The following is a 24,172-nucleotide window of genomic DNA, read 5'->3' on the forward strand; positions in this document are numbered from 1 at the left end:
CGGGCATGACCCTTTCGAAGGAACCCATTGGCCCGCTCTCCCGCCGCTCGGTCGTCTCCGCGGCGGGTGTCGTCAGCCTCGCCGCCGCCCTCGCGGCCTGCGGCGAGAGCGACGACGGTTACGGCTCCGACCAGGCCGACGAGCAGACGCCCGCCGAGCCGGAGGCCCCGGAGGGCGCCGCCGGGGCCGCGCTCGCCAAGACGTCGGAGATCCCGGTGGGCGGCGGCAAGATCTTCAAGGATCAGGGCGTGGTGGTGACCCAGCCGACGGAGGGTGACTTCAAGGCCTTCTCGAACCGTTGCACCCATAAACAGTGTCCGGTGACGAGTGTCGAGGGCGGCACCATCAACTGCCCTTGTCACGGCAGCAAGTTCTCCATCGCCGACGGAAGCGTGAAGGCCGCACCGGCACCGAAACCGCTGCCCGCCGCCGAGATCAAGGTGGACGGGGACACGATCACGCTGGCCTAGGACGCTTCCAGGTGCCGAGGATCTCCTCGGTGGTGGCGATGGTGGCCACCAGGGAGAGCGTGTTGCGGATCATCGCGGGTGCATAGTCGGAGGGGACTCCCGCGATGGCGTCCGACGGCACGACGGCGGTGTAGCCGAGGTTCACGGCGTCGAAGACGGCGTTCGGTATCGCCACGTTCGCCGACACGCCGGTCACCAGGAGGGTGCGGCAGCCCAGGTTGCGAAGGAGCGCGTCGACGTCCGTGCCGGCGAGGGGCGAGAGGCCGTGCAGCCGCCGTACGACGAGGTCCTCGTCGGCCACTTCGACGGGCGGCGCGATCCGCACGGCCCTGGTCCCGGAGAGCTGCTGCACGGGCAGCCGTCCGGCGGCCCGGAAGAGGCGGGCGTTGCGGTTGGCGCCGCGCCCGTCGGGCCGGCGTTCGGCGACGGCGTGCAGGACCTGCACCCCGGCCAGGTGGGCGGCGGAGACGAGCCGCGCGACATTGACGAGGCAGCCCGACGAGCGTGCCTCGTCGGCGAGTTCGGGCAGCGCGCTCTCCGTCCCCACCACCCCCTGCTGGCACTCGACGGTCATCAGTACGGTGGTGGCGGGATCGAGGAGTTCCCTGAGCTGTTCGTACGACGGCATCGCTCCCCCTGTCCGGGTCGCCCCGGGCCGGACGCGGCGGGCTGTGCCCGGGATGCGCGGAGGTTAGCCGCCATTGCGTCACGGCGGAAGAGACCGCATGCTTTCCTGACGCGCGGAACTGACGCACAGTCAGTTCGCTTCGTGCGTCCACTTTTCTCACACGCGCGGGAGGACCGATGGCCGTCACACAGCGCCGGGGCCGCAGGATCATGATGTCGCCGGACGAGCTCGACGCCTACCTCGGCGCGGAACGCACCTGCCGGGTCGCGACCGTGTCCGGCGACGGCGCCCCGCACGTCAGCGCGCTCTGGTTCGCCTGGGACGGCACGTCCTTGTGGCTGTTCTCGATCACCCGCAGCAAGCGCTGGACCGACTTGCGGGGCGATCAGCGGATCGCCGTGGTGATCGACTCCGGCGTGGAGTACGGGGAGCTGCGGGGCGTGGAGCTTTCCGGGTCGGCGGTCTTCGTCGCGGAGACACCGCGCATGGGCGAGCCCTGCCCCGAACTCGACGTACCTGAACGGCTGTTCGCCCAGAAGTACTTCGGGATGGACACGATGCCGTACGACGGGAAGCACGCCTGGATCCGGCTCACCCCCGAAGCGATCACGTCCTGGGACTTCCGGAAGCTGGCGGAGCTGCCGGCCCGGCCCTAGCGCAGCCCCGCCCCCTGGAGTGCCTCCACCGCCGCCCTGATCGAGGGGCGGCGGTCGGCGTCCGCGCGCCACACCACGTACACATGACGGCGCACTCGGTGGCGCACCGGAACGGTCCTGACCCCGGCCGGCATCGGATCGCGCCCCAACTGTGGCGCCACGCACACGCCGAGACCCGCGGCCACCATCGCGAGCTGGGTGTGGTGTTCCTCCGCGCGGTGCGCGATCCGCGGCTCGATGCCCTTGGCGCGGAGCGTGAACATCAGCCACTCATGGCAGAACTCCCCCTCCGCCCAGGCGATCCACTCGTCGTCCGCGAACTCCTCCAGGTCCACATCGGCACGGTCGGCGAGGGGGTGCGCCGCGGGCATGGCGACATCGGCGGGGTCGTCCAGGAGAGGCGCCTTGACCAGGCCTCCGGGCATCGGCAACGGCTTGTTGTACCAGTCGAGGACCACCGCAAGGTCGATGTCGCCGCGCACCACGGCGGCCACTCCGTTCTGCGGCTCCATCTCCTGGGAGCGCACGCGCAGGCCGGGATGTCCGGCACGCAACGCAGTGAGGGTGGCGGGCAGCAGCCCTCGCATCGCCGTGGGGAACGCGGAGATCCGCAGCTCACCGACGGCCTTGCCGCGCTGCTCCTCCAGGTCGGACTGGGCGAGTTCCACCTGGGAGAGGATGCGCCCGGCGTGCTCGGCGAGCAGGCGTCCGGCGTCGGTGAGGCGCACTCCGCGGCCGTTCTTGGCCAGGAGCTGCTGGCCCACCTCGCGCTCCAGTTTGGTCATCTGCTGCGAGACGGCCGACGTCGTGACGTGCAGCCCGGCCGCGGCGCCACTGACCGAGCCGTGCCGGGCCAGTGCGTCGAGCGTGCGCAGGCGCTCCAGGTTCAACATGTAAGCGATGCTACGCGGTACTGGGCAGCTAATTTCGCTTGTTCTACGAGGTCGCAGGCTCCAATGTGACGTACATGCGCGTCACCACCCCTCCCGGCCCCCCTGTCACCACGTCCCCCACCGCTTCTGACATCGCCGAACCGAAGCGCCGCCGCGCCCTCGGCTGGCGTCTCCGCTTCGGCATCCTCTCGCTGATCTGGGGCTTCAGCTTCCTGCTGATCAAGGTCGGCACGGAGAGCTACGCCCCCTTCCAAGTCACCCTGGGGCGGCTCCTGTTCGGCACCGCGGTCGTCGCGGTCGTCCTCGTCACGAAGCGTGAGCGGCTTCCGCGCGGGGGACGGACCTGGGCGCACCTCACCGTCTCCGCACTGCTGCTCAACGCCCTGCCGTTCTCGCTCTTCGCGTACGCGGAGCTGACGATCCCTTCCACGCTGGCCGGAATCTGCAACGCGACCTCACCCCTGTGGGGCATGGCGCTCTCGACGGTCGCGCTCTCCGAGGACCGGCCGACGCGGCGCAGGGTCGCGGGGCTCGGCATCGGGTTCCTCGGCGTGCTCACGGTGCTCGGCGCCTGGCAGGGCTTCAGCGGGCTCGACCTGCGCGGCACGTCGCTGGCGCTGCTCGCCTCGCTGAGCTACCCGATCGGCTGGATCTACGTGCGCCGCACCCTGGCCGGTTCCAGCCACTCGAACTTGTCGCTGACCGGTGCCCAGCTGCTGGTCGCGACCGTCGAACTGGCCGTTGTCACACCGCTGTTCACGTCCCTGCCCACGCACTTCCCCGTCGTGCCGCTCCTCGCGATCGTGGCACTGGGTGCCGTCGGCACCGGCCTCGCCTTCCTGATCCAGTACGGCCTGGTCGCCGAGGTCGGTCCCACGACGGCCCAGATGGTCACGTACTTCGTCCCGGTCATCGCCACCGCCGCAGGCGTCGCCGTGCTCGGCGAGTCCCTGAGCTGGTCGACGCCGGTCGGCGCGGTGATCGTCCTGGCGGGCGCCGCACTCACCCAGTCAAGGCCGCGTGATCGCTCGCGGAAGCCCGGTCACTCGTAGCGCCGCGCGGGAGCGGGCCCGGTGGCGGACGCGACGGCGTCCGCCACCGTCTCGATGTCCTCGTCCCCGAGCGTCGACACCGTGATCCGCACCCCGGGCCGCGCGCCCATCCGGAAGCGGGCCCCCGGAGCGACGGCCCACCCCGCGTGCAGCAGCCGGGCGACCGCCCCGGTCTCGTCCGGCACGGGCACCCACACGTTCATGCCGCTGCGCCCGTGCGCCACGACGCCCCGCCGGGCCAGCGCGGCGATCAGGGCAGCACGCCGTCTTCCGTACGAAGCGGCCACCTCACCCGCGTCCACCGCCCCCTCCGTCCACAGCCGCACGACGGCGCGCTGCGAGATGTGGCTGACCCAGCCGGGGCCGAGCCGCTGGCGCCCTTGGACGCGATCGACGGTGACGGCGTCCCCGGTGAGCAGGGCAAGGCGCAGGTCGGGGCCGTACGCCTTGGCCGTGGAGCGGATGAACGCCCAACTGCGGGTCACGCCCGCCAGCGGGTGCAGCGGCAGATCGACGATGGCGTGGCCGTGGTCGTCCTCGACGAGCAGCACGTCCTTGTGCGCGGAGAGGACCTTGCGCAGCGCACGCGCGCGTGCGGCGCTGATCGCGGCGCCCGTCGGATTCTGGGCGCGGTCGGTGACGATGAGCGCCCGAGCGCCGCCGCGCAACGCGTTCTCGGTGTCGGCGGGCAGCGGCCCGTCGTCGTCGACGCCCACCGGGACCGTGCGCAGCCCGAGCACCGGCATCAGGTCGAGCAGGCTGCCCCAGCCCGGATCCTCGACCGCCACCGCGTCGCCGGGCTTGAGATGAGCGGCAAGGACACGCTCGATGGCATCGAGGGAACCGGACGTGACGGCCACGGGACCGTCCGGCACGCCGTCCTCGTCGAGGGCCACGCGCGCGTGGCGGGCCATTTCGGGGTCCACGGCCTCCTCGCCGTACAGCACGGGACGCCGGTCGCCCTCCCCGGCCGCCGCCGCGAACACCTCGGCAAGCGACGGCAGCAGAGCCGTGTCCGGATTGCCGTTCGACACGTCGCGCACACCGGCCGGCACGTCCACCCGGATCAGCTCGCGCACCGTCGTCGCGGGCTTGGGACGTACGCGGCTGCCACGCCGCCCCGCCGTCTCGATGACGCCGCGTTCGCGCAGCGTGCGGTAGGCGGCGGCCACCGTATTGGGATTCACCCCGAGCCGCTCCGCCAACTCGCGCATCGGAGGCAGCACTTGGCCCGGCTCCAGGTCACCACCGCCCACCGCGCGCTCCACGCTGGCAGCGATCTCGGCTGCGCGCCGACCTTCGATCCGATACTCTCCTAGCACAAACGAGATTATGCACTAGTGCAATGGAGAATGCAATGAGCGTCGCATCCGAGCCCGGCATCGAAACCGGCGTGGACACCGCCGCCGACACCGCCACCGCCTCGTACGCGCCGACCGACCTCACCGTCCCCACCCGCGGCCGCGACCGCGCCGCGTACGACCAGGAACTGGTGCACGCGATACTCGACGAGGCGTACGTCTGCCACCTCGGCTTCGTGCGTGACGGCGCTCCCGTCGTCCTGCCGACGCTCTACGGCCGGGTGGGCGAGCGCCTCTACGTGCACGGCTCGACGGGGTCCCGGCCGCTGCGGATGGCGTCCGACGGCCGGCGCCAGGAGGAGGACCCGGGCCTCGCGGTCTGCCTGACCGTCACCCACGTCGACGGCCTGGTCCTCGCCAGGTCAGCCTTCCACCACTCGATCAACTACCGCTCCGTGGTGATCCACGGCACCGCCCACCAGGTCACGGACCCCGAGGAGAAGCGGGCCGCCCTCGACGCGCTCGTCGACCACGTCGTGCCGGGCCGCTCCGCCGACTCCCGCCCCGCGAACGCGAAGGAGCTCGCGGCGACCGCCGTACTCAGCCTCGACCTCGCCGCGGTCTCCGCCAAGGTGCGCTCCGGTGGCCCGAACGACGACCCCGAGGACCTCGGCCTCCCGCACTGGGCCGGAGTCGTCCCGCTGCACAAGGGCCACGACCCGCTCGTCCCATCGACCGACCTGGCCCCCGGCATCGACGCACCCGACTACCTGATCGAACCGTGACGCTGCCCCACCCCGGCCGGGGGCCGGTTGGGGGGGAGAGCCCCGCAAGGGGCGCGGGGAACTGCGCGACCAACCCCCTCCGGCCCGCAGGGGGGAGCGCCCCGTAAGGGGCGCGGGGAACTGCGCGACCAACCCCCACCGGCCCGCAGACGCAATACGCGGCTCAGGAAAGGGCGCCCAGCAGAGCCACCGAGAGCCCCGCTACGCCGGTTCCAGCTGCGGCTCACGCCCCCGCACCCCCGCCGCCCCCCGCCGCGCGACAACCGTCTCCGCGACCGCGAGGCCCGTCACCGCGGCCAGCATCAGCAGGGTGCCGAGCACCGTCGAGAGGGTCAGTTCCTCGCCGAGCAGCAGCACCGCGATGACCGCTGCGCTCAGCGGTTCGAGGAGCGTGATCACGGACACGGTCGCGGACCGGATGACCGCGGCGCCCGCGAAGTACAGGGCGTAGGCGACCGCCGTCGGGATCACCATGATGTACAGCAGGTACAGACCCATACGCGCCGGCTCCGCGGTGTGCGGAACGAGACCCTCCACCGCGGCGAGCGGCAGCAGGCATACGGACACGACGGCGAACGACCAGACCGTTGTGTCGGACGAGTCGGCACCGCCGTCCCGCCCCCACCACCGCGTGAGCAGCGTCATCGTGGCGTACGCGGCCGCCGAGAGCAGCCCCCACCCAACGCCCACCGGACGGACGCTCGCGCCGCCGCCACCGAGGACGAGCACCACGAGCCCGGCAAGCGCACCGGCCACCGCGACGACACCGCCGAACCCGAGCCGCTCGCCCATGGTGAGCCGCGCCCCGAGCGCGATGAGTACGGGTCCGGCCCCCATCGTGACCACTGTGCCGACGGCGAGTCCGGTCGACTCGACGGCCGCGAAGTAGGCGGTCTGGAACACGGCGAGGGCCACGCCGGTCGCCACGATCCGGGGCAGCCTGCGCCGCAGCGGCGCGCCCGCGCCTGAGGCGGCACCGGCGGCGGACCGTCGGCGCGAGCGCATCAGACGGACGGCGAAGAGCAGCACGAAGCCGCCCGCGCAACGCCAGAAGGACAGGCTGACCGGTCCCATGTCACTGGCGTCGAAGACCAGTGCGGCGGCGGCACCGGCGGTGCCCCAGGCCGTACCGGCGACGATCAGATAGAAGAGGCCTCGTCCGACGGACAGGCCGGAGACAGCAGTCGACGTACTCGACGCATTCGACACGTGGGTTCTCCGCAGAAAGGAAAAGAAGGTCCTTGGCTCCGTCTGCGGGCAGCGCCGTTCGACCCGGCAACCGCCGGGTGTGATCCGTGGAGTGCCCGCGCCTAAGCGGCCGGGGGCGGAAGAACGAGCGCGCGTGAATGCATGATCAACACCCTAGACGGCCGTACCGCTGGACGACAACCGCTCTTCCGCCCCCGGCCGACCGCCCGCGGTGGGCCCCTCCCGGGGCTTGGTGGGCGTGGACGACTGCGCGATGAACGCCCCCGCGAGCACCACGGCACCCCCGATGATCTGCGGCGCCGACAGGTGTTCGCCCAGCAGGACCCAGGCGAGCACGGTGGCGATGACCGCTTCCAGACAGGCCACGACGCCTGCCACCTGCGGCGAGAGCCGACGCACCGAGAGCACCCCGGTGACGTACGCCACGACGGTCGCGACGAGCACGATCCAGCCGATCAGCGCCCACGCGGGCACGGCCGTGCCGTCCATGTCCCCGCTCCCGGCGAGCACCGACCAGTCCATGCCCCAGGGCCGCGCCACGACGGTCAGCACCACGGCGCCGATCAGCAGTCCGAACGCGATGACGCCGAGCGGGTCGGGAGCGTCGTCGCCCGCGTCGCTGCCCTGGTCGGACAGGACGAAGTAGCCGACCTGGCAGCACGCGGCACCCAGCGCGAGCAGCAGCCCCACGGCATCGAAGCTCAGCCCCGCCCACACCTCGACGACGCAGGCGAGCCCGCCGACCGCGAGCACCACGCCCACGGCGGCCGCGCGCGTCACGGGCCGCCGCTGCACGAAGCGCACCCAGCCGAGGACGAGCGCGGGCGCGAGGTATTCGACAAGGAGCGCGACACCGACGGGGATGCGGGAGATCGCCGCGAAGTAGCAGGCCTGGACACCGGCCACGGCGAGCAGGCCGAAGCCGAGGAGAAGCGCGGGCCTGCGGAGCAGCAGCCCGCGGTGGCGCCAGGCGACCGGCAGCATGACGAGGGCGGCACCAGCCACCCGCAGCCACACGACGTGGAGCGGGTCGAGGCCCGCCTCGATCAGCGGCTTGGCCGCCACACCCGAGCCGCCGAAAGCGACCGCCGAGCCCAGGGCGAGCCCCAGGCCGACGCCTCTCCCCCGGCTCGGCCCCGAGCCGTTCTGATTCCCCTGAGACGCTTGCACCGGCACATCATGACAGGAGGTGTCATGAGCGTCACCCCCGATAGACCCTGTCTCAATCGGCGGACGTCTCCGCGTACGGATCGGCGGACGCCTGCGCGTACGGATCGGCGAACGCGTCGGCGGACGACCCGGTGCGCGGATCGTCCTCGATCCGCCGGAGTATCCCCTGCGCGTCGACCCCGGCCCGCCCAAGGACCTCGACGGCGCGGCAGTCCGGATCGGCGACGAGCGCCGCCAGGAGGTCCACACCGAGGGCCTGCGGTTCGCCGCGGCGGTCGGCCCGTTCGATGGCCGCCTCCATGGCGGCGCTCGCGGAAGGCGACCAGCCCGTCTCCTTCACGGGGGCGGGATTGCTCTCCCTCGCCACCGGCACCGCTCCGGAGTCCTCGACCGTCCCCTGCCACTGCAGGCCGTACCCGATGCTGCGCTGGATGAGATAGCCGAGCAGCCGCACCACCTGGGCCCCCTGCTCGAAGGCCGCCCGGACCTCCGGGTCGGTCTCCAGAAGGGAGTGCAGCAGGTGCGCGGTGTCGATCTGACGGTCCCCGTCACGCACCGCGCGCCGGCGTGCGCCGACCACCACGGACGTCAGTGCGGCGGTCAGTCGGGAGTCGGTCTCTGCTCGGATCGGGCCGGGCTCGGCGCCCTGCGGGGTACGGCTTTGCACATCTTCCACCCCATCAGCCCCCGAGCACGGCGTCATCGGCGGCGGGAAGCATCTTGGCGTCCGACACAGGTTGGGTACCCATGAGCGGCTTCTCCTCCTTACGGATGAGATCCGGCTGTTCTTCCCCGAGGGGCGCGCGCCGCCTTGATGCGCGCCGGGCACGCAACCACGGCGCACCGGTCACTCGTCTTTTGGGCATGGAGCGCAGGTGCTGGCTGGTCGCGCTGCCGGCCATCGACGGCAGGCAGTACGTGTACCGGGTGTACGCACCCGAAAACGCGCTGCCCGCCGACCTCTTCTGGGACGCCTGGCACTGCCACGACGAGGGCCCGTTCCCCAGGGCGTGCGATCTCTTCGACGCGGCGGTGATAAGCAGGGTGGACTGACGCCCGTCGGCCTGACCGGCGCCACCCGCGTGACCGGCGCCGCCCGCGCTCTACGCGGGCCGCGTCCCGATGACGACCGTCGCGTACATCTCCTCGTCGCTCACCGACCGCGGCACGAGACCTCCGTCGGCGACCGCTTCCAGCGCGTACGGCACCTGTCGCTCACTCGTCTCGAACAGCAGGCTGCCGCCGGGAGCCAGCCAGCGTGCCGCGTCCGCGGTCACCCGCCGCAGCACGTCAAGACCGTCCGCCCCGCCGTCGAGCGCCACACGCGCCTCGTGGACACGGGCTTCCGGCGGAAGGAGACCGACCTCTTCGGTGGGTACATAGGGGACGTTCGCCAGTAGAACGCCGACAAGGCCGCGGAGTGCGTCCGGCAACGGCTCGTAGAGATCACCTTCGTAGACCCGTCCCCCCGCGTCGGCGACGTTCCGCCGTGCGCAGCGCACGGCGGCGGGATCGATGTCGGCGGCATGCAGCTCTATCCCGTCGACGGCGGCGCCGAGCGCGGCCCCGAGAGCCCCCGAGCCGCAGCACAGGTCGACGACGACGGCACCTGGCCCGGCAAGAGCGGCGGCCTGCTGTACGAGGAACTCGGTGCGCCTGCGGGGCACGAAGACCCCCGCGTCCACGGCGATCCGCAGACCGCGGAACTCCGCCCAGCCAAGGACGTGTTCGAGCGGATGACCGATGACGCGCCGCTCCACCATGGCGGCGAGTTCGGCGGGGTCACGCGCGGAGTCGACGAGCAACTCCGCCTCGTCCTCGGCGAAGACGCAGCCGGCGGCACGCAGCCTGGTGACGATGGCGGAACGGATGAGGGCCGTCATGGGCGATGACACGGATGACACAGACGGCGCTGATGAGGAAGACGAGCAAGATGAAGCCGACATGCGAAGAGAAACCTTTCGGGACGCCTTGTGGGGCTCCCTCGGTCACCTATGCCGGGTGAACCGCGCGGTCGCGAAGGGGGAGCACCCGACCTGCTGCTGCGGTAATGGGTCTCACCTCCTGGGTCCGTCTTCCCGCGTCCGTCGCGAGGATGGCCACAGTACCTGACCTGGTCGCGGGCAGCCTCGTGGGAGTGTCCACAACATCTGACGGTTCATCAGTATTGAATGTTCCGGGCCCTGCGGCTACGTTCCGCGACACCGCAGCTGCGCCCCGCCGCAGCGCCCGAGGAAAAGGGGTCGTCGCATGGCCGAAGTCAGCGCGGAAGCACGGATCGAGGCGCCCGCCGAGAAGGTCTGGGCCCAACTCACGGACTTCCCCTCGTACGGCGAGTGGAACGCCACGCACACGAGTTTCCCGAAGGGTGCCCCCACCACACTGGAGGAGGGCGGCACGTTCGAGGAGAACATGAAGCTGATGGGCTTCCCCGCCGAGGTCAACTGGACGATCGAGGAGCTGACGAGCGGGCGCACGCTGGCGATCAAGGGCAAGGGCCCGATGGGCGTGACGGTCGGCACCCGCTACTCCCTCACCCCGGAGGGGGACGCGACGAACGTACGCATAGACGGCGAGTTCACGGGCGCGGCGGTCTCCCTGATGGCGGGCAAACTCAAGGATTCGGCGACGGCGGCCCTGAACGAGTCGCTGCGCAAGCTGGCGGGCTTGGTGACCTGAGCCGGAGCCGTCCCCACGCCACCGCTCCCCTCCGACGCACGAAAAGGCGCCCCACACGTGAAGTGCGGGGCGCCTCAACGGCCATGGGGATCACCGATCCCCACCGCCTCAGTCCTCATCGGCGAGGATCAGATACAGCTTCTTGCGGGCGTCGTTGATGACCGTGAGAGCCTTCTCGCGCTGCTCCTTGCTGCCGGTCTTCCAGACCTGGCCGAACGCCTCCATCAGACCGAAGCCGGCCTGCCGGATCTCGCTCAGCGCCTCCCAGTCGACCCCGCGCCCGGCCTCTTCCCAGGGCGCGTCGGGACCCTCGTCCGCCGCGGTGCGACCGGCGTCGGTGAGCGAGAAGAGCTTCTTGCCGCCCTCGCTCGCGCTGCTGATCAGCCCCTCGTCCTCCAGAAGCTGGAGGGTCGGGTACACCGAACCGGGGCTGGGCTTCCACGCCCCGCCGCTGCGCTCGGCGATCTCCTGGATCATCTCGTAGCCGTGCATCGGCCGGTCCTTCAGGAGAGCCAGGATCGACGCGCGTACGTCACCGCGCCTCGCCCTGCCTCGCGGACCACCCCTGCCGCCGCGACCGCCCCAGGGGCCGCCGGGCCCACCGGGGCCGCCGAAGCCGGGCCCGAAGGGACCGAACGCCGCGCGCCGCCCCTCAAAACCGCCGCGACCCTCGTGACCGGGGCCGCACTTTCCACGTCCGTGCTCGTGCTCATAACCGTGGGAACGCATGACAACCACTCCTCTTACGTGTCTCGTAGGTGATCTATCGCGCCATCGTTGATCAGTCGCGATGCCTCAACGATATATCGGAATAGCTCGCCTGACAACCCTCCCCTCCGAGCACCTCTCCAAGACACACAAACCGCCAGGCCAGAGCCCCCGAACCGCAGCGAAGCCCTCACTCACCCCACCGCAGCCACGCCGCAGCGAAGCCGAACCCCGCGACCAGCGCACGCCGACAACCCCACCCACGGGTCAGCCACCCCGGAAACACTCCTCACACACGATCGAGCCCACCTCACCGATCACCCCGCCACGCCCGACGGCCACATCAACCACGACGCAGCGATACCGCCACCAGTCAGTCAGTCGCCCAGAACGCACCCAATCCAAGACCCCACCGCAGCCGCCCCAACGACGCCCCCAAGCCGAACCCGCGCAGTCCCACCAAGCCCCGCCACCCGAGCCCCTCGCCCGCTCGCCCCACCCGCTCGCCGCCACCCACACCCGACACCCGACACCCCCAATCGGGCCACCCACCCCCAATTGGCCTTGTCGCACCCCCGCATTGGCCCGCTAGCGTCGTCGACATGCCGACTTCTCCGTCTTCCCACCGCATCCGCATCGTCGACGCCTTCACCGACCGCGCCTTCTCCGGCAACCCCGCGGGCGTACTCCTCCTCGACGCCTTTCCCGATGACGCCTGGCTGCAGAACGTAGCCACCGAGGTCAATCACGCCGAGACCGCCTTCGCCCACCGCCTCCCCGCGGGCGACGCCGACTGGGCGTTGCGGTGGTTCACGCCCGCCACCGAGGTCGACCTCTGCGGCCACGCCACGCTCGCCACCGCCCACGTCCTGCAGGCCACCGGCTCCGCCGAAGGCCCCGTACGGTTCGCCACCCGCAGCGGTGTCCTGACCACGACCGCGCACGCCGACGGCACCGTCACCATGGATTTTCCGACGGCCCCGCTCACGCCGACCGCGATCCCCGACGGCGTGGCGGAGGCACTCGGCGCCGAGCCGCTCGCGGTGTTCGACGCCGGGGCCAGCCTCGGTGACCTGCTGGTCGAACTCGCCGACGAGAAGACGGTGCGCGCCCTCACACCGGACCACAAGGCCCTCATCCGGCACTCCGAGCGCGGCATCATCGCCACCGCACAAGCCGAAGACGGCACCCGGGGCCACGACTTCGTCTCCCGCTGCTTCTTCCCGCGCGTCGGCATCGACGAGGACCCGGTGACCGGCAGCGCCCACACGGCCTTGGCCCCCTTCTGGTCCGAGCGCCTTGGCCGCACGGAGCTCACCGGCCTGCAGGCCTCGGCCCGCAGCGGCCTTGTCCGCACGGAGCTGCGCGGTGACCGCACCCTCCTGACGGGCCGTGCGGTCACCGTCATCGAGGGCGACCTGTACGCCTGACGTGACTGTGGGGACGTACGACCCAGCCTTCGTACGTCCCCACTGTTCTGCCCGCCAACCGCCCGCCCTAGGGCGTCGGCAGCCACCCCACCTTCCCCGCAAGCAACGCGTACCCCACGAAAGCGCCGATATCCAGCAGCGAATGTGCCACCACCAGTGGCCCGACCCTCCCCCACCTCCGGTACAGGAGCACGAAGACCACCCCCATCGCCATGTTCCCGATGAACCCGCCGATGCCCTGATAGAGGTGGTAGGAGCCGCGCAGCACCGAACTGCCGACCAGCGCGGCCATCGGCGTCCACCCCAACTGCCCGAACCTGCGCAGCAGATAGCCGACGACGATCACTTCCTCGAGGACCGCGTTCTGCACCGCGGAGAGCACGAGCACCGGGTACTTCCACCACACGTCGGGCAGATCCTCCGGCACCACCGTCAGGTTGAACCCGAGCCCTCGCGCGGCCAGATAGAAGGCGATTCCGGTGCTGCCGATCACCGCGGCGATCGCCGCCCCGCGCCCCAGGTCCGGCCACGGCCGGCTTCGGTCGAAGCCGATCGTGCGCAGTCCCGCGCCCTCCCGGATCAGGAAGTGCGCGACCAGCGCCACCGGCACCAACGCGGTCGAGATCCCGAACAGTTGCCACGCGAGATCAAGCCATGGCCGCCCCGGAGCGGCCGACGCGTTCATGGTCGCCGCCTGATCCTTCAGGCCACCCGGTTTGGTGACCGAGCCGATAAAGCTGATCAGCGCGGACACACCGCTCGCACCCAGTGAGAGCGCCAGGACGAGCAGCGTCTCGTCCCTCAGGATCCGTCGCGATGGCCCCTCGCCCCGAAAAGAACCGGCCAACGGCCCGGACTCCGCTTGCACTCCGCCTCCAGTTGAGTAATCCCGCCTCATCCCCATCTCCGCCCCGCTAGGGTCTCGAAAGAAGTTACGAAGATCGTGCGCGACAGGCCGAGGGGGACGGACGCCGACTGCGGTCATGCCACCCCCTCTTTCCTTGCTTCATCACTCAAGGAGGGGCACCACCGCCATGGGACGTCACAGCTTGCCCGATGAGTGCGGAACGGACGCACCCGCCCCTCGGCCCCGCGCCCGCGGCCGCACCGTGGCCATCGCGACGGCGCTCGTCCTGACCGTCGCCGCGGGCACGGCGGTCGCGGTCCGCAGCGACGTCTTGAGCTTCGGCGGTTCGTGCCGTGAGGACACGGTGGAACTGGACGTCGTGGCCGCCCCCGACATCGCCCCCGCCCTGCGCGCGGCCGCCGACGACGCGCGCGAGAAGAAGGTCACGTCGGACGGGGCCTGCATCGACGTACGGGTGAGCGCCCGTGACTCGTACAAGGTCGCCGACGAACTACGGACGGGCAAAGGCGCTCCGGCGTACGACGTGTGGGTGCCGGACTCCGAACTGTGGCTGCAGCGCGTTGGCCTGGGCGGCAAGCAGGGCAGGGTCTCGCCCGCGGGGAACATAGCCTCCTCTCCGGTTGGCATGGCCATGGTCCCCGCGGCGGCCGAAACCCTGGGCTGGCCCAAGAAGACATACAGCTGGCCCGAGTTGACCGGCGCGGCGATGAAAGGCGACAAGCTGCGGCTCGGCGCCGCCGATCCGGCCCGCAGCGCGACCGGCCTGCTCGCGCTCACGAAGCTGAGCGCGTCGGCGAAGAAGTCGGGCGGCAAGGACGGCGGCACCCAGGCGGCCGCGATGGCCAAGGCACTGTCCGCGCGCACGTCCGACAGCGACGGCCAGCTCCTGGACACCCTGGCCCGCGACTCCTCCGGCACCGAACAGGGCAATCCGCGCCGCAATCACGCGCTGATCCTCTCCGAACAGGCCGCGTTCAGGCACAACGCGACGGCGGGCGAGGAGAACAGCCTGGACATGTTCTATCCGAAGGACGGTTCACCGCGCCTCGACTACCCGTACACCCTGGTCCAGGAGGATGAGCTGTCCACGGACCAGAGCCGGGCAGCCCTGCGCTTCATGACCCTGTTCAGCGATGAGGCGGGCCGCGCGGTCCTGGAGAAGCACGGCTTCAGGACTGGCGCCGAGGACCCCTCGGAGAAGCTCGTCACGTCGGCCGGCGGCCGCACCCCCCAGCCGTACGGCGACGAGGCGAGCGAGCCGCCCTCCGAGAAGGACCTCCAGGAGACGCTCGGCATGTGGACGATCACCGTCCAGAGCGCCCGGATCAGCACGGTCGTCGATGTCTCGGACTCCATGGGCGAGTTCGTGCCGGGCCGGGGCCAGACCCGGATGGAGGTCACCAAGTCCTCGCTGCTCCAGGCACTCGCGGGGTTCACCGACGAGGACGAGATCGGCCTCTGGGAGTTCGCCACCCTCCTGGACGGCGAACGCGACTACCGCAAGCTCGTGGCCACCGAACGGTTGGGCGACCGCAAGGGCGATGGCACCCAACGGGACAAGGTCTCCGAGGCCTTCGGCGACCTGGCGCCCATCCCGGGCGGCGCGACCGGCCTGTACGACACCACGCTCGCGGCGTACAAGGAAGCCACCTCCACCTACGCGCGCGGCAAGTTCAACGCGCTCGTGGTCCTCACGGACGGCGCGAACCAGGACCCCGGCTCCATCGCGCGCAGCAACCTCATCGCGCAGCTGGAGACCCTCTCCGACCCCAGGCGCCCGGTGCCGCTCATCGCCATCGCGGTCGGCCCGAACGCGGACAAGGAAGAGGTCGTGCAGATCGCGGAGGCGACCGGCGGATCGGGCCACCAGGTCGACGACCCGGCGCAGATCCACGCGGTCATCCTCAAGGCCATCATGGAGGCGGGCAGCCACGGCTGAGCCCGCCCCCGTACACCTCAGCTCAGGACGGCGGGTTCCGGCAGCCCCACCGGCCAGGTGTGCACCGGGTCGCCCGCGTGCATCAGCTCGGCGTAGCGCCGGGTGGTCGCGGCCAGGGCGGCCTCGCGTTCGAGCCCGGTCTCCAGTGCCTGGTGGTATGTCGCCGCCTGCCAGGACGCCCCGTTCACCCGGCGCCTGCACCGCTCCTCGATGACCCCGAGGTAGAAGTCCCGGTCGGCGGGCTCCACGCCCCACGCATCGAGCCCGGCCGCGGCCAGCGGCAACAGTTCGTCGCGTACGAGGGCGACTGCGGGCACCTCCACGATCCCGCCCGACCTGCCCCGCCGCGGCCACTGCAGCCGGGCCTCGATGCCGTCGCGGCACGCGGTGTCGAAGTTGCGGGCCGCGGCGTCGAACGGCAGCCGGGTCCACACGGGCCGGGGTTCCTCGGCGAGGGCGCGTACGACGCCGTAGTAGAAGGCGGCGTTGGCGATGACGTCGGTGACGGTGGGGCCCGCGGGCAGGACACGGTTCTCCACCCGCAGGTGCGGAACGCCGCCCGCGATGCCGTACACGGGGCGGTTCCAGCGGTACACGGTGCCATTGTGCAGGACGAGTTCGGCGAGCTGCGGCACCCGGCCGTCGTCGAGCACCGCCAGCGGGTCCTCGTCGTCCACGAGGGGCAGCAGCGCGGGAAAGTAGCGCAGGTTCTCCTCGAAGAGCTCGTACGCGTCGCTGATCCAGCGCTCGCCGAACCAGGTCCGCGGCCGCACGCCCTGGGCCTGCAGTTCGGGCGGGCGGGTGTCGGTGGACTGCAGGAACAGCGGGGGCCGCGACTCGCGCCACAGCTCACGGCCGAACAGGAACGGCGCGTTGGCGCCGACGGCGACCTGCGCGGCGGCGACCGCCTGGGCCGCGTTCCACACGTCGGCGAACCTGCCCGGGGTGACCTGGAGGTGCAACTGCACCGAGGTGCACGCCGCTTCGGGCGCGATCGAGGCGGACGTGCAGGTGAGCCGCTCCACGCCCTGGATGTCCAGGACGAACTCCTCGCCGCGCGCGGCGACGATCTGGTCGTTGAGCAGCGCGTAGCGGTCGACGTCGGACAGGTTTCCCGAGACCAGGTCGTGGTGTGCGAGTGTCGGCAGAATGCCGATCATCACGATGCCGGCGTTCACCTCGTTCGCTTTTCGGTGGGCGTAGGCGAGGCCGGTGCGCAGCTCTTCGGCGAGACGGTCGAGAACACGTCCGCCCAATCGGTGTGGCGCGATATTGACTTCAAGATTGAACATTCCGAGTTCCGTCTGGAAGTCCCGGCTCGCGATCCGTTCGAGAACCTCGGCATTCAGCATTCTCGGCATGCCGTCGGGCCCCGCGAGATTCAGTTCGATCTCCATGCCCATCAGATTCTTGGGCCGGTCGAACCGTTCCTCGTCCAGGAGCCTCCGCAGCCCCGTCAGACACTCCTTGAGCTTGTTCCTGTACCGGCGCCGCTCGGCCAGGTCAAACGTTCCGGCTACGACCTTCTCCCCCATCGAAGTGTCCCCTCCTCGGATGGGCAGCCAATGATCCGGCCGCTGTGTCTCGGTGGATGATGCCCTGCAATGTGATCGATAACGCCCCGCACATGCCCCTGGCCCAGTACGCTCGTTGCCAAGTCCGAGCGGCACATTCACCAGGCATGGGGTGCGCCGGGGAATCGTCGCATCGACGCCTGGTGAAAAACACCGACGAGAATCGGCCGACCGCTGCCGGGAAGGCGTCCGAGGTCAAACGTACGGGCTCTTCCAGAATCGGGTTAAAGCCCGCAAAATGGCGACCGAATAACGTCTTGCAGGCAATATCGGGTGCGGTTAGACGAAACACTGCCTGAACACGTGTCGTATAAACTCCGCGAACGAGGCAGAGAGTTGGCGCTCGCGGTCCCCAGCCCCCGCCCCTCTGGCCCCGGAGCAGACAGCGACGTCCGCACCTGTCCTCGTTCCACCGTGCCTGTCGAATGAGAGAGGCGACCCATCATGCCGCTGCAAGTCCCCCCGGCTCCCGCGCCCGCCCTGCGCAGCGTCCTCGCGGCACTCGGTTCACCCACCGCCGTACGCGAAGCCCGCACCCCGTCCCTGCGTGCAGCGCAGGGACCCGTGAGCCCCGAACTCCCGTTGCCCGTCCACGTACTTGACCGGATCACCCCGTCGGGCACCGCGCCGACCCGGCTCGCGGGGTGGCGCTTCCTGATCCGCACGGGCGAGCGAGCCGTCGCCGCGGCGGACACGATGCTGACGCCTGACGGGTGGACCTTCTCGCACTTCTTCGAAGGTCCGTACATAGCGTCCACGGAACGCGCCCTCCGTCATGCCGAAGCGATGCCAATGCCGTACCAACCACGACTGTTGTCCGTACCCGAGCTTTACATGCTGACACTCTGGTTGCACGGCGACTGCACCGCGGACGGCGCGGCCGGACATCTCGCGCCCTCGGATGTCCTCGTGCCCCTCGCGCCCGCGCCCCCGGGCATCGCGGCGCACCACCCGCACCGCGCCTCGGAGCTCCTGAAGGTCCTCACGCACCGGATGACCCCGGCACCGCTGCTCGGCTCGCCCGCCTGACCTCGCCGTACGTCTCCGTGCCCCGCCGCCGCCCAGGCCGCGGGGCTCGGCGCGTGATGTGCCCATACGGACTAGCCCGGTATGACCACCCCGAACCACCCGAAGAGACAGTGCAGTTGGGCTGAACCGTCCGGGCGGGTGATACGTCATTAAGCAGTAAGGAGCGCTGCCGCTAAATCCCTGCGGATCGGCGTCCGTAGGGCAACACTGGGACCTGACCGAACTAAACGGGGGGCGGCCATGAACACCGCATCGAGCCGCAAGGCAGACGTCACAGCCATCTCATCGCAGCGAAAGAACCCATCCATGTGCCAGCACCAACCACCGTGCCCGACAGCCGACTCCGCAGACCGGGAAGCCGCGCTCCTCATGGCGAGCCACCCGGAGCAGGGCTGGAGCCTGCTGTGCAACGGCGTCCTCCTCTTCGAGGACACCGGCGAGCTGCTGCCGGACGGCCAGATCATCGCCCCGCATCGACCGCTGGGCACGGACAAGATCATGACCGCCGCCTGACGCGACGGCCGCACGGCACGGACAACAAAGGGGCCGACCCGGAGAGAAAACCTCCGGACCGGCCCCCACGCATGTGCCGACCCCGATGGCCGACCCCGGTATCAGTCCTCGTACGCATCCAGCGGCGGGCAGGAGCAGACCAGGTTCCGGTCGCCGTACGCCTGATCGATGCGGCGCACCGGCGGCCAGTACTTGTCGGCGGCCACCACGCCGGCCGGGAACACGGCCTCCTCGCGTCTGTACGCGTGCTCCCACTCACCGCCGAGCGCCGCCGCGGTGTGCGGGGCGTTGCGCAGCGGGTTGTCCTCGGCGGGCCAGTCGCCGCCGACCTTCTCGATCTCCGCGCGAATGCTGATCATCGCCTCGCAGAACCGGTCGATCTCGACCAGGTCCTCGCTCTCGGTCGGCTCGATCATCAGCGTCCCCGCGACCGGGAACGACATGGTCGGCGCGTGGAAGCCGTAGTCGATGAGCCGCTTGGCGATGTCGTCGACGCTGACACCGGTCGCCTTGCTCAGCGGGCGCAGGTCGATGATGCACTCGTGCGCGACGAGCCCGCCGGGGCCGGTGTAGAGCACCGGGTAGTGCGGCTCCAGGCGCTTGGCGATGTAGTTCGCGGACAGCACGGCGACCTGCGTGGCGCGCTTGAGGCCCTCGCCGCCCATGAGGCGTACGTACGCCCAGGAGATCGGCAGGATTCCGGCCGAGCCCCACGGCGCGGCGGAGATCGGACCGACGCCCGTCTCGGGGCCCGCGGCGGGCTGCAGCGGGTGGTTGGGCAGGTACGGCGCGAGGTGCTCGCGCACACCGACCGGGCCGACGCCGGGGCCACCGCCGCCGTGCGGGATGCAGAAGGTCTTGTGCAGGTTCAGGTGCGAGACGTCGCCGCCGAACTTGCCGGGCTGGGCGAGGCCCACCAGGGCGTTGAGGTTCGCCCCGTCGACGTAGACCTGGCCGCCCGCCTCGTGCACCTGGGCGCAGATGTCGGCGACGTGCTCCTCGAAGACGCCGTGCGTGGACGGGTAGGTGATCATCAGCACGGATAGCTCGTCGCGGTGCTTCTCGATCTTGGCGCGCAGGTCGTCGACGTCGATCTCGCCGTCGTCGGCGGTCTTCACGACGACGACCTTCATGCCGGCCATCACGGCGCTCGCGGCGTTCGTGCCGTGCGCGGAGGACGGGATGAGGCAGACGGTGCGCTGCTCGTCGCCGTTGGCGCGGTGGTAGCCGCGCACGGCGAGCAGTCCGGCGAGCTCGCCCTGCGAACCGGCGTTGGGCTGCAGCGAGACCTTGTCGTAGCCGGTGACCTCGGCGAGCCGCTCCTCCAGCTCACGGATGAGCGTCAGATAGCCCTGCGCCTGCTGGGCGGGCGCGAAGGGGTGCAGCTGCCCGAACTCGGGCCAGGTGACCGGCTCCATCTCCGTGGTCGCGTTGAGCTTCATGGTGCAGGAGCCCAGCGGGATCATGCCGCGGTCGAGCGCGTAGTCGCGGTCGGCCAGCTTGCGCAGGTAACGCAGCATGGAAGTCTCGGAGCGGTACTGGTGGAAGACGGGGTGCGTGAGGTACTCGTCGGCGCGCAGCAGCGCCGCCGGGAGCGAGTCCGCGGTCTCGGCATCGAGCGCCTCGATGTCGCCCTCGACCCCGAACGCACCCCAGATCGCGGTCAGTTGCTTGCGCGTGGTGGTCTCGTCGCAGGCCAGGGAGACATGGTCGGCGTCGACCTGGTGGATATTGACGCCACCCTCGCGGGCCGCGGCGACGAGCGTCTCGGCCCTGCCGGGCACCCGCACGGTCAGCGTGTCGAAGTACGCGCCGTGCACGACCTCGACCCCACCCGCGGTGAGCCCCGCGGCGAGCACGGTCGCGTAGCGGTGGGTGCGCCGCGCGATGGCCTTGAGGCCCTCGGGCCCGTGGTAGACCGCGTACATTCCGGCCATCACGGCGAGCAGCACCTGAGCGGTACAGATGTTGCTGGTCGCCTTCTCGCGGCGGATGTGCTGCTCACGGGTCTGCAGCGCGAGCCGGTAGGCCTTGTTGCCGTCCGCGTCCACGGAGACACCGACGAGCCGCCCCGGCAGGCTGCGCGCGAACTTCTCGCGCACCGCCATGTAACCGGCGTGCGGACCGCCGAAGCCCATCGGGACACCGAAGCGCTGCGTCGTGCCGACGGCGATGTCGGCGCCGAGCTCACCGGGCGAGGTGAGCAGCGTCAGGGCAAGGAGGTCGGCGGCGACGGAGACGATGGCGCCGATCTCGTGCGCCTGCTCGATGAGGGGCTTTATGTCCCGTACGGCGCCGGAGGCGCCGGGGTACTGGATCAGTACGCCGACGACACCGCGCTCGGCGACCTCGGCCGGGATGCCCTCGCTGAGATCGGCGACGACGACCTCGACACCGGCCGGCTCGGCGCGGGTCTGGATGACGGCGATGGTCTGCGGCAGGGCGTCCGCGTCGACCAGGAAGACACCGTCCTTGACCTTGCCCATGCGCCGCGAAAGGGCCATGGCCTCGGCCGCGGCGGTCCCCTCGTCGAGCAGCGAGGCACCGGAGGTGGGAAGCCCCGTCAGCTCGGCGACGACGGTCTGGAAGTTGAGCAGCGCCTCCAGGCGTCCCTGGGAGATCTCCGGCTGGTACGGCGTGTAAGCGGTGTACCACGCGGGGTTCTCCATCACGTTCCGCAGGATCACCGGCGGCGTGAAGGTCCCGTAGTAACCGAGTCCGATCATGGAATCGAGGACCTGGTTACGGTCGGCGAGGGAGCGCAGCTCGGCGAGCACCTCGGCCTCGGTGCGCGCCCCGGGCAGGTTCAGCGCCTCGGCGTTCTTGATCACATCCGGCACGGCGGCCGCGGTGAGCTCGTCGAGCGAGCCGTACCCGACCTGCGCGAGCATCTTGGCCCGCGCTTCCACATCGGGACCGATGTGCCGCTGCTCGAAGGGAATGCCCTGTTCGAGCTCGGAGAGCGGGATACGAGGTGTGGCGGTCATTGCGGAGGCCTCCTGGTCTGACGCGACCTGCGAGGGGCACCACGGCGCGGGTACCCGGACGGCCTCCCCCTCTGTCATCTCAACCTGAGAGTTTCACCGGTCCAAGCCCCGCGAGAGGCGTCGAACCGGCTTTCACCGTCGGTGAGGAAGGGGACCGGACGTGCCCGCCCGACGCCCGCCCTACTTTCCAGAGTGACCTCGTCCGTGCGGTACAGGGGCCTGAGAGATTCCGGGGAGGAGTTGCTCCTTCGGCGCCTCCGGTGTTTCGACCGGAGAGCTCTCCCGCACGGGGTCAGCAGCCAAGCGCCAGCCTACCAGCGAGGACCGTGGCCGTTCCCTCGAGTGGCCACCTGCCCCGAAGTGCTCTTTCGTAGTGATTGCGAACGAACGAGGATGAGTTACGCCCCACTTCGACACGCCTCGACCCGTTGGAGGGCCCGTGCAGACCGACATCGATCCGCGCAATTTGATCGGCCGGAAGGCGTTCGACCGGAACGGGGCCAAGATCGGCACGATCGACGAGGTCTATCTCGACGACGCCACGGGCGCCCCGGAGTGGGCGGCCATACGCACGGGCCTGTTCAGCCGAGACACCTTCGTCCCCCTGGAACCGAGCGAACTCAGGAGCGACGGCACCCTGCACATCCCCTTCGAGCGCTCACTGATCAAGGACGCCCCCGATTTCGGCGTGGGCCGCCACCTCTCCCCCGAACAGGAACTGCAGCTCTACCACCACTACGGCCTGGACATCACACCCCCGCCCTCCACACCACCGCCGGACAAGGACTTCGGCAACATCGCGGGCCGGGACAGCCCCTGACACCCGCATCGGCATCACGGCGGCTCCACCACCGCCTCGGGGGCCGCCACCAGGGGCAACGGCTCCGCGGGCTCGAGCGCCGGATCATCCGTACGGAACGTCCGCACCCGCCCCGGCGCCCTCGACTCGGGCGTCTCGAAGCGCACCGTGACCCGCCCCAGGCCACTGCCCTGCACCCACCCGTGCCCGAACTCGGCATGCCGCACGTCGTGCCCGGCGGCCCACCGCCGCTCGGCAGGAACGACCGGCTCCGCCGCCGTCTCGGCCACGGGCTGCGCCGCGGCCTCACCGGCCCGCTCCTCCTCCGCGTCCTGCTGCGTCTCCAGGGCCTGCGCGGCCTCCGCCTGAGCCTCGGCCTGCGCCTGAGCCTGCGCTTGCGCGAAGAGGTCCTCCTGCGTGTAGTCCGCGAGCCCCGTGACGCCCACCCCGAGGAGCCGCACACCTCCGGTGGTGTCCACGGACTCCAGGAGCCGCGCGGCGGCCTCGCGCACCACCCCGGGGTCGTCCGTGGGCCCACGCAGCGTCTCGGAGCGCGTCAGTGTCGAGAAGTCGAACCGCCGCACCTTCAGGACGATGGTCCGCCCCGAGTGCCCGGCCGCCCGCAGCCGCTCCACGCACCGCTCGGCGAGCCGCGCGACCTCGCCCCTGACCCGTACCCGGTCATGGATGTCGACGTCGTACGTGTCCTCGACGCTGACCGACTTGGATTCCCGCTCCGCCACCACGGGCCGCTCGTCCCGCGCAAGCGCCATCGCGTACAGCGCGCTGCCGTGCGACTTCCCGAGCAGCCGTACGAGCTCGTCCTCGCCCGCCTCCGCGATCTCCCCCACGGTCGTGATGCCGCCTCGCCGCAGATGATCCCCGGTTGCAGGACCGACGCCGGGCAGGGTCCGCACCGACATCGGCGCGAGCAGGTCCCGCTCGGTGCCCGGCACTATCAGCCGCAGCCCGTCGGGCTTGGCCTCCTCCGAAGCGATCTTCGCCAGCATCTTGGACGCGGCGAGCCCGACCGATCCCGCGAGCCCCGTCACCGCCTTGATGTCCGCGCGCAGCCGCTCGCCCACCTCCAGCGCGGACGCCCGGTCGTCGGCCACCCCGCCCGCCTCCAGGTCGACGAATGCCTCGTCCAGGCTGAGCGGCTCCACCAGCGGCGACAGCTCCCGCAGCAGCGTCATCACCTGGTCGCTGATCTCGCGGTAGAGCCCGAAGCGGGGCACCAGATAGGCGGCATTGGGCGCCAGACGCCGCGCCTGCCCCATCGGCATCGCCGAGTGCACACCGAATTTCCGCGCCTCGTACGACGCAGTGGCCACCACGCCCCGCGGTCCGAGCCCGCCCACGACCACGGCTTTCCCGCGCAGACTCGGCTTCGCGGCCTGCTCTGCGGACGCGTAGAAGGCATCCATGTCGAGATGCAGGATCGTGGGCGCGGTTCTCACACCTCTGATGCTGCCCTACGCC

23 protein-coding genes and 1 riboswitch are annotated in these 24,172 nt (G+C 70.7%); of the genes, 11 read left to right on the forward strand and 12 right to left on the reverse strand.

Going from position 1 to position 24,172, the window contains the following annotated elements; genetic code table 11:
• Positions 1-5: 5 nt before the first annotated feature.
• The gene (locus ACZ5U5_RS05880) at positions 6-470 is read left to right on the forward strand and encodes a Rieske (2Fe-2S) protein (RefSeq protein ID WP_469016727.1); all 465 of its coding nucleotides are present in this window, start codon (positions 6-8) and stop codon (positions 468-470) included.
• On the opposite strand, the gene ACZ5U5_RS05885 is transcribed toward ACZ5U5_RS05880, so the two are convergent.
• Positions 457-1,098 carry a cysteine hydrolase family protein gene (locus ACZ5U5_RS05885; RefSeq protein WP_469016730.1) on the reverse strand — a complete coding sequence of 214 codons (642 nt, stop codon included), beginning with the start codon at positions 1,096-1,098 and terminating at the stop codon, positions 457-459. The genes ACZ5U5_RS05880 and ACZ5U5_RS05885 overlap by 14 nt on opposite strands.
• Before the next feature lie 176 nt (positions 1,099-1,274).
• On the opposite strand from ACZ5U5_RS05885, the gene ACZ5U5_RS05890 reads away from it, so the two are divergent.
• Positions 1,275-1,754 carry a pyridoxamine 5'-phosphate oxidase family protein gene (locus tag ACZ5U5_RS05890; protein WP_469016732.1) on the forward strand — a complete coding sequence of 160 codons (480 nt, stop codon included), beginning with the start codon at positions 1,275-1,277 and terminating at the stop codon, positions 1,752-1,754.
• Here ACZ5U5_RS05890 and ACZ5U5_RS05895 read toward each other — a convergent pair.
• On the reverse strand, positions 1,751-2,647 hold the full coding sequence (locus ACZ5U5_RS05895) for a LysR family transcriptional regulator (protein WP_469016734.1): 897 nt from the start codon (positions 2,645-2,647) through the stop codon (positions 1,751-1,753). The genes ACZ5U5_RS05890 and ACZ5U5_RS05895 overlap by 4 nt on opposite strands.
• Positions 2,648-2,685: 38 nt before the next feature.
• On the opposite strand from ACZ5U5_RS05895, the gene ACZ5U5_RS05900 reads away from it, so the two are divergent.
• The gene (locus ACZ5U5_RS05900; RefSeq protein ID WP_469016737.1) at positions 2,686-3,699 is read left to right on the forward strand and encodes a DMT family transporter; all 1,014 of its coding nucleotides are present in this window, start codon (positions 2,686-2,688) and stop codon (positions 3,697-3,699) included.
• Here the strand turns inward: ACZ5U5_RS05900 and ACZ5U5_RS05905 are convergent.
• The gene (locus tag ACZ5U5_RS05905) at positions 3,690-5,021 is read right to left on the reverse strand and encodes an aminotransferase class I/II-fold pyridoxal phosphate-dependent enzyme (protein WP_469016739.1); all 1,332 of its coding nucleotides are present in this window, start codon (positions 5,019-5,021) and stop codon (positions 3,690-3,692) included. The two genes, ACZ5U5_RS05900 and ACZ5U5_RS05905, sit on opposite strands and share 10 nt — an antisense overlap.
• Positions 5,022-5,056: 35 nt before the next feature.
• Here ACZ5U5_RS05905 and ACZ5U5_RS05910 point away from each other — a divergent pair, with 35 nt between their 5' ends.
• Positions 5,057-5,785 (forward strand): pyridoxamine 5'-phosphate oxidase family protein, encoded by a 729-nt coding sequence (locus ACZ5U5_RS05910; protein ID WP_469016741.1) that lies wholly within the window; start codon positions 5,057-5,059, stop codon positions 5,783-5,785.
• Positions 5,786-5,986: 201 nt separating this feature from the next.
• Here the strand turns inward: ACZ5U5_RS05910 and ACZ5U5_RS05915 are convergent, their stop codons facing one another.
• The 3 genes from ACZ5U5_RS05915 to ACZ5U5_RS05925 form a co-directional block, all read right to left on the reverse strand.
• The gene (locus ACZ5U5_RS05915; RefSeq protein WP_469016743.1) at positions 5,987-6,994 is read right to left on the reverse strand and encodes a DMT family transporter; all 1,008 of its coding nucleotides are present in this window, start codon (positions 6,992-6,994) and stop codon (positions 5,987-5,989) included.
• A 153-nt stretch (positions 6,995-7,147) separates the two neighbouring features.
• A complete protein-coding gene (locus ACZ5U5_RS05920; RefSeq protein WP_469016746.1) occupies positions 7,148-8,170 on the reverse strand; it encodes an EamA family transporter in 1,023 nt (340 codons plus the stop codon).
• A gap of 46 nt (positions 8,171-8,216) precedes the next feature.
• The gene (locus ACZ5U5_RS05925) at positions 8,217-8,831 is read right to left on the reverse strand and encodes a Clp protease N-terminal domain-containing protein (RefSeq protein WP_469016748.1); all 615 of its coding nucleotides are present in this window, start codon (positions 8,829-8,831) and stop codon (positions 8,217-8,219) included.
• A gap of 197 nt (positions 8,832-9,028) precedes the next feature.
• On the opposite strand from ACZ5U5_RS05925, the gene ACZ5U5_RS05930 reads away from it, so the two are divergent.
• Positions 9,029-9,217 carry a hypothetical protein gene (locus tag ACZ5U5_RS05930; protein ID WP_469016751.1) on the forward strand — a complete coding sequence of 63 codons (189 nt, stop codon included), beginning with the start codon at positions 9,029-9,031 and terminating at the stop codon, positions 9,215-9,217.
• A gap of 50 nt (positions 9,218-9,267) precedes the next feature.
• Here the strand turns inward: ACZ5U5_RS05930 and ACZ5U5_RS05935 are convergent, their stop codons facing one another.
• The gene (locus ACZ5U5_RS05935; RefSeq protein WP_469016754.1) at positions 9,268-10,047 is read right to left on the reverse strand and encodes a putative protein N(5)-glutamine methyltransferase; all 780 of its coding nucleotides are present in this window, start codon (positions 10,045-10,047) and stop codon (positions 9,268-9,270) included.
• A 367-nt stretch (positions 10,048-10,414) separates the two neighbouring features.
• Between ACZ5U5_RS05935 and ACZ5U5_RS05940 the strand changes: the two genes are divergently transcribed.
• The gene (locus ACZ5U5_RS05940; protein WP_469016757.1) at positions 10,415-10,843 is read left to right on the forward strand and encodes a type II toxin-antitoxin system Rv0910 family toxin; all 429 of its coding nucleotides are present in this window, start codon (positions 10,415-10,417) and stop codon (positions 10,841-10,843) included.
• Positions 10,844-10,951: 108 nt separating this feature from the next.
• Here the strand turns inward: ACZ5U5_RS05940 and ACZ5U5_RS05945 are convergent, their stop codons facing one another.
• On the reverse strand, positions 10,952-11,572 hold the full coding sequence (locus tag ACZ5U5_RS05945) for a PadR family transcriptional regulator (protein WP_160503658.1): 621 nt from the start codon (positions 11,570-11,572) through the stop codon (positions 10,952-10,954).
• 581 nt (positions 11,573-12,153) lie between these two features.
• On the opposite strand from ACZ5U5_RS05945, the gene ACZ5U5_RS05950 reads away from it, so the two are divergent.
• Entirely contained in the window at positions 12,154-12,981 is an 828-nt protein-coding gene (locus ACZ5U5_RS05950; RefSeq protein ID WP_469016760.1) for a PhzF family phenazine biosynthesis protein, read from the forward strand.
• A gap of 67 nt (positions 12,982-13,048) precedes the next feature.
• Here ACZ5U5_RS05950 and ACZ5U5_RS05955 read toward each other — a convergent pair whose 3' ends face one another.
• Positions 13,049-13,849 (reverse strand): CPBP family intramembrane glutamic endopeptidase, encoded by an 801-nt coding sequence (locus ACZ5U5_RS05955; RefSeq protein WP_469016763.1) that lies wholly within the window; start codon positions 13,847-13,849, stop codon positions 13,049-13,051.
• A 166-nt stretch (positions 13,850-14,015) separates the two neighbouring features.
• Here ACZ5U5_RS05955 and ACZ5U5_RS05960 point away from each other — a divergent pair, with 166 nt between their 5' ends.
• Positions 14,016-15,788 carry a substrate-binding domain-containing protein gene (locus tag ACZ5U5_RS05960; RefSeq protein WP_469016766.1) on the forward strand — a complete coding sequence of 591 codons (1,773 nt, stop codon included), beginning with the start codon at positions 14,016-14,018 and terminating at the stop codon, positions 15,786-15,788.
• Positions 15,789-15,805: 17 nt separating this feature from the next.
• On the opposite strand, the gene ACZ5U5_RS05965 is transcribed toward ACZ5U5_RS05960, so the two are convergent.
• The gene (locus tag ACZ5U5_RS05965) at positions 15,806-17,323 is read right to left on the reverse strand and encodes a glutamate-cysteine ligase family protein (RefSeq protein WP_469016768.1); all 1,518 of its coding nucleotides are present in this window, start codon (positions 17,321-17,323) and stop codon (positions 15,806-15,808) included.
• 483 nt (positions 17,324-17,806) lie between these two features.
• Here ACZ5U5_RS05965 and ACZ5U5_RS05970 point away from each other — a divergent pair, with 483 nt between their 5' ends.
• On the forward strand, positions 17,807-18,391 hold the full coding sequence (locus ACZ5U5_RS05970; RefSeq protein ID WP_469016771.1) for a hypothetical protein: 585 nt from the start codon (positions 17,807-17,809) through the stop codon (positions 18,389-18,391).
• Positions 18,392-18,697: 306 nt separating this feature from the next.
• Positions 18,698-18,904, forward strand: coding sequence for a DUF5999 family protein (locus ACZ5U5_RS05975; protein ID WP_361843540.1), 207 nt, complete (start codon positions 18,698-18,700; stop codon positions 18,902-18,904).
• A gap of 101 nt (positions 18,905-19,005) precedes the next feature.
• Here ACZ5U5_RS05975 and gcvP read toward each other — a convergent pair whose 3' ends face one another.
• Positions 19,006-21,891 (reverse strand): aminomethyl-transferring glycine dehydrogenase, encoded by a 2,886-nt coding sequence (gcvP, locus tag ACZ5U5_RS05980; protein ID WP_469016774.1) that lies wholly within the window; start codon positions 21,889-21,891, stop codon positions 19,006-19,008.
• A gap of 197 nt (positions 21,892-22,088) precedes the next feature.
• Positions 22,089-22,186: riboswitch (glycine riboswitch) on the reverse strand.
• A gap of 144 nt (positions 22,187-22,330) precedes the next feature.
• Here gcvP and ACZ5U5_RS05985 point away from each other — a divergent pair.
• Positions 22,331-22,711, forward strand: coding sequence for a PRC-barrel domain-containing protein (locus ACZ5U5_RS05985; RefSeq protein WP_469016777.1), 381 nt, complete (start codon positions 22,331-22,333; stop codon positions 22,709-22,711).
• 14 nt (positions 22,712-22,725) lie between these two features.
• On the opposite strand, the gene ACZ5U5_RS05990 is transcribed toward ACZ5U5_RS05985, so the two are convergent.
• Positions 22,726-24,150 (reverse strand): DNA polymerase IV, encoded by a 1,425-nt coding sequence (locus ACZ5U5_RS05990; protein WP_469016779.1) that lies wholly within the window; start codon positions 24,148-24,150, stop codon positions 22,726-22,728.
• Positions 24,151-24,172: the final 22 nt, after the last annotated feature.

It is taken from the genome of Streptomyces sp. NPDC033177 (assembly GCF_055577715.1).

Bases quoted from the DNA above. Each gene is read 5' to 3' on its own strand.
- ACZ5U5_RS05890 (WP_469016732.1), top strand. From the start codon at position 1,275: ATGGCCGTCACACAGCGCCGGGGCCGCAGGATCATGATGTCGCCGGAC.
- ACZ5U5_RS05965 (WP_469016768.1), bottom strand. From the start codon at position 17,323: ATGGGGGAGAAGGTCGTAGCCGGAACGTTTGACCTGGCCGAGCGGCGC.
- ACZ5U5_RS05970 (WP_469016771.1), top strand. From the start codon at position 17,807: ATGCCGCTGCAAGTCCCCCCGGCTCCCGCGCCCGCCCTGCGCAGCGTC.
- ACZ5U5_RS05945 (WP_160503658.1), bottom strand. From the start codon at position 11,572: ATGCGTTCCCACGGTTATGAGCACGAGCACGGACGTGGAAAGTGCGGC.
- ACZ5U5_RS05940 (WP_469016757.1), top strand. From the start codon at position 10,415: ATGGCCGAAGTCAGCGCGGAAGCACGGATCGAGGCGCCCGCCGAGAAG.
- ACZ5U5_RS05975 (WP_361843540.1), top strand. From the start codon at position 18,698: ATGTGCCAGCACCAACCACCGTGCCCGACAGCCGACTCCGCAGACCGG.
- ACZ5U5_RS05930 (WP_469016751.1), top strand. From the start codon at position 9,029: ATGGAGCGCAGGTGCTGGCTGGTCGCGCTGCCGGCCATCGACGGCAGG.
- ACZ5U5_RS05910 (WP_469016741.1), top strand. From the start codon at position 5,057: ATGAGCGTCGCATCCGAGCCCGGCATCGAAACCGGCGTGGACACCGCC.
- ACZ5U5_RS05880 (WP_469016727.1), top strand. From the start codon at position 6: ATGACCCTTTCGAAGGAACCCATTGGCCCGCTCTCCCGCCGCTCGGTC.
- ACZ5U5_RS05935 (WP_469016754.1), bottom strand. From the start codon at position 10,047: ATGACGGCCCTCATCCGTTCCGCCATCGTCACCAGGCTGCGTGCCGCC.
- gcvP (WP_469016774.1), bottom strand. From the start codon at position 21,891: ATGACCGCCACACCTCGTATCCCGCTCTCCGAGCTCGAACAGGGCATT.
- ACZ5U5_RS05895 (WP_469016734.1), bottom strand. From the start codon at position 2,647: ATGTTGAACCTGGAGCGCCTGCGCACGCTCGACGCACTGGCCCGGCAC.
- ACZ5U5_RS05950 (WP_469016760.1), top strand. From the start codon at position 12,154: ATGCCGACTTCTCCGTCTTCCCACCGCATCCGCATCGTCGACGCCTTC.
- ACZ5U5_RS05960 (WP_469016766.1), top strand. From the start codon at position 14,016: ATGGGACGTCACAGCTTGCCCGATGAGTGCGGAACGGACGCACCCGCC.
- ACZ5U5_RS05885 (WP_469016730.1), bottom strand. From the start codon at position 1,098: ATGCCGTCGTACGAACAGCTCAGGGAACTCCTCGATCCCGCCACCACC.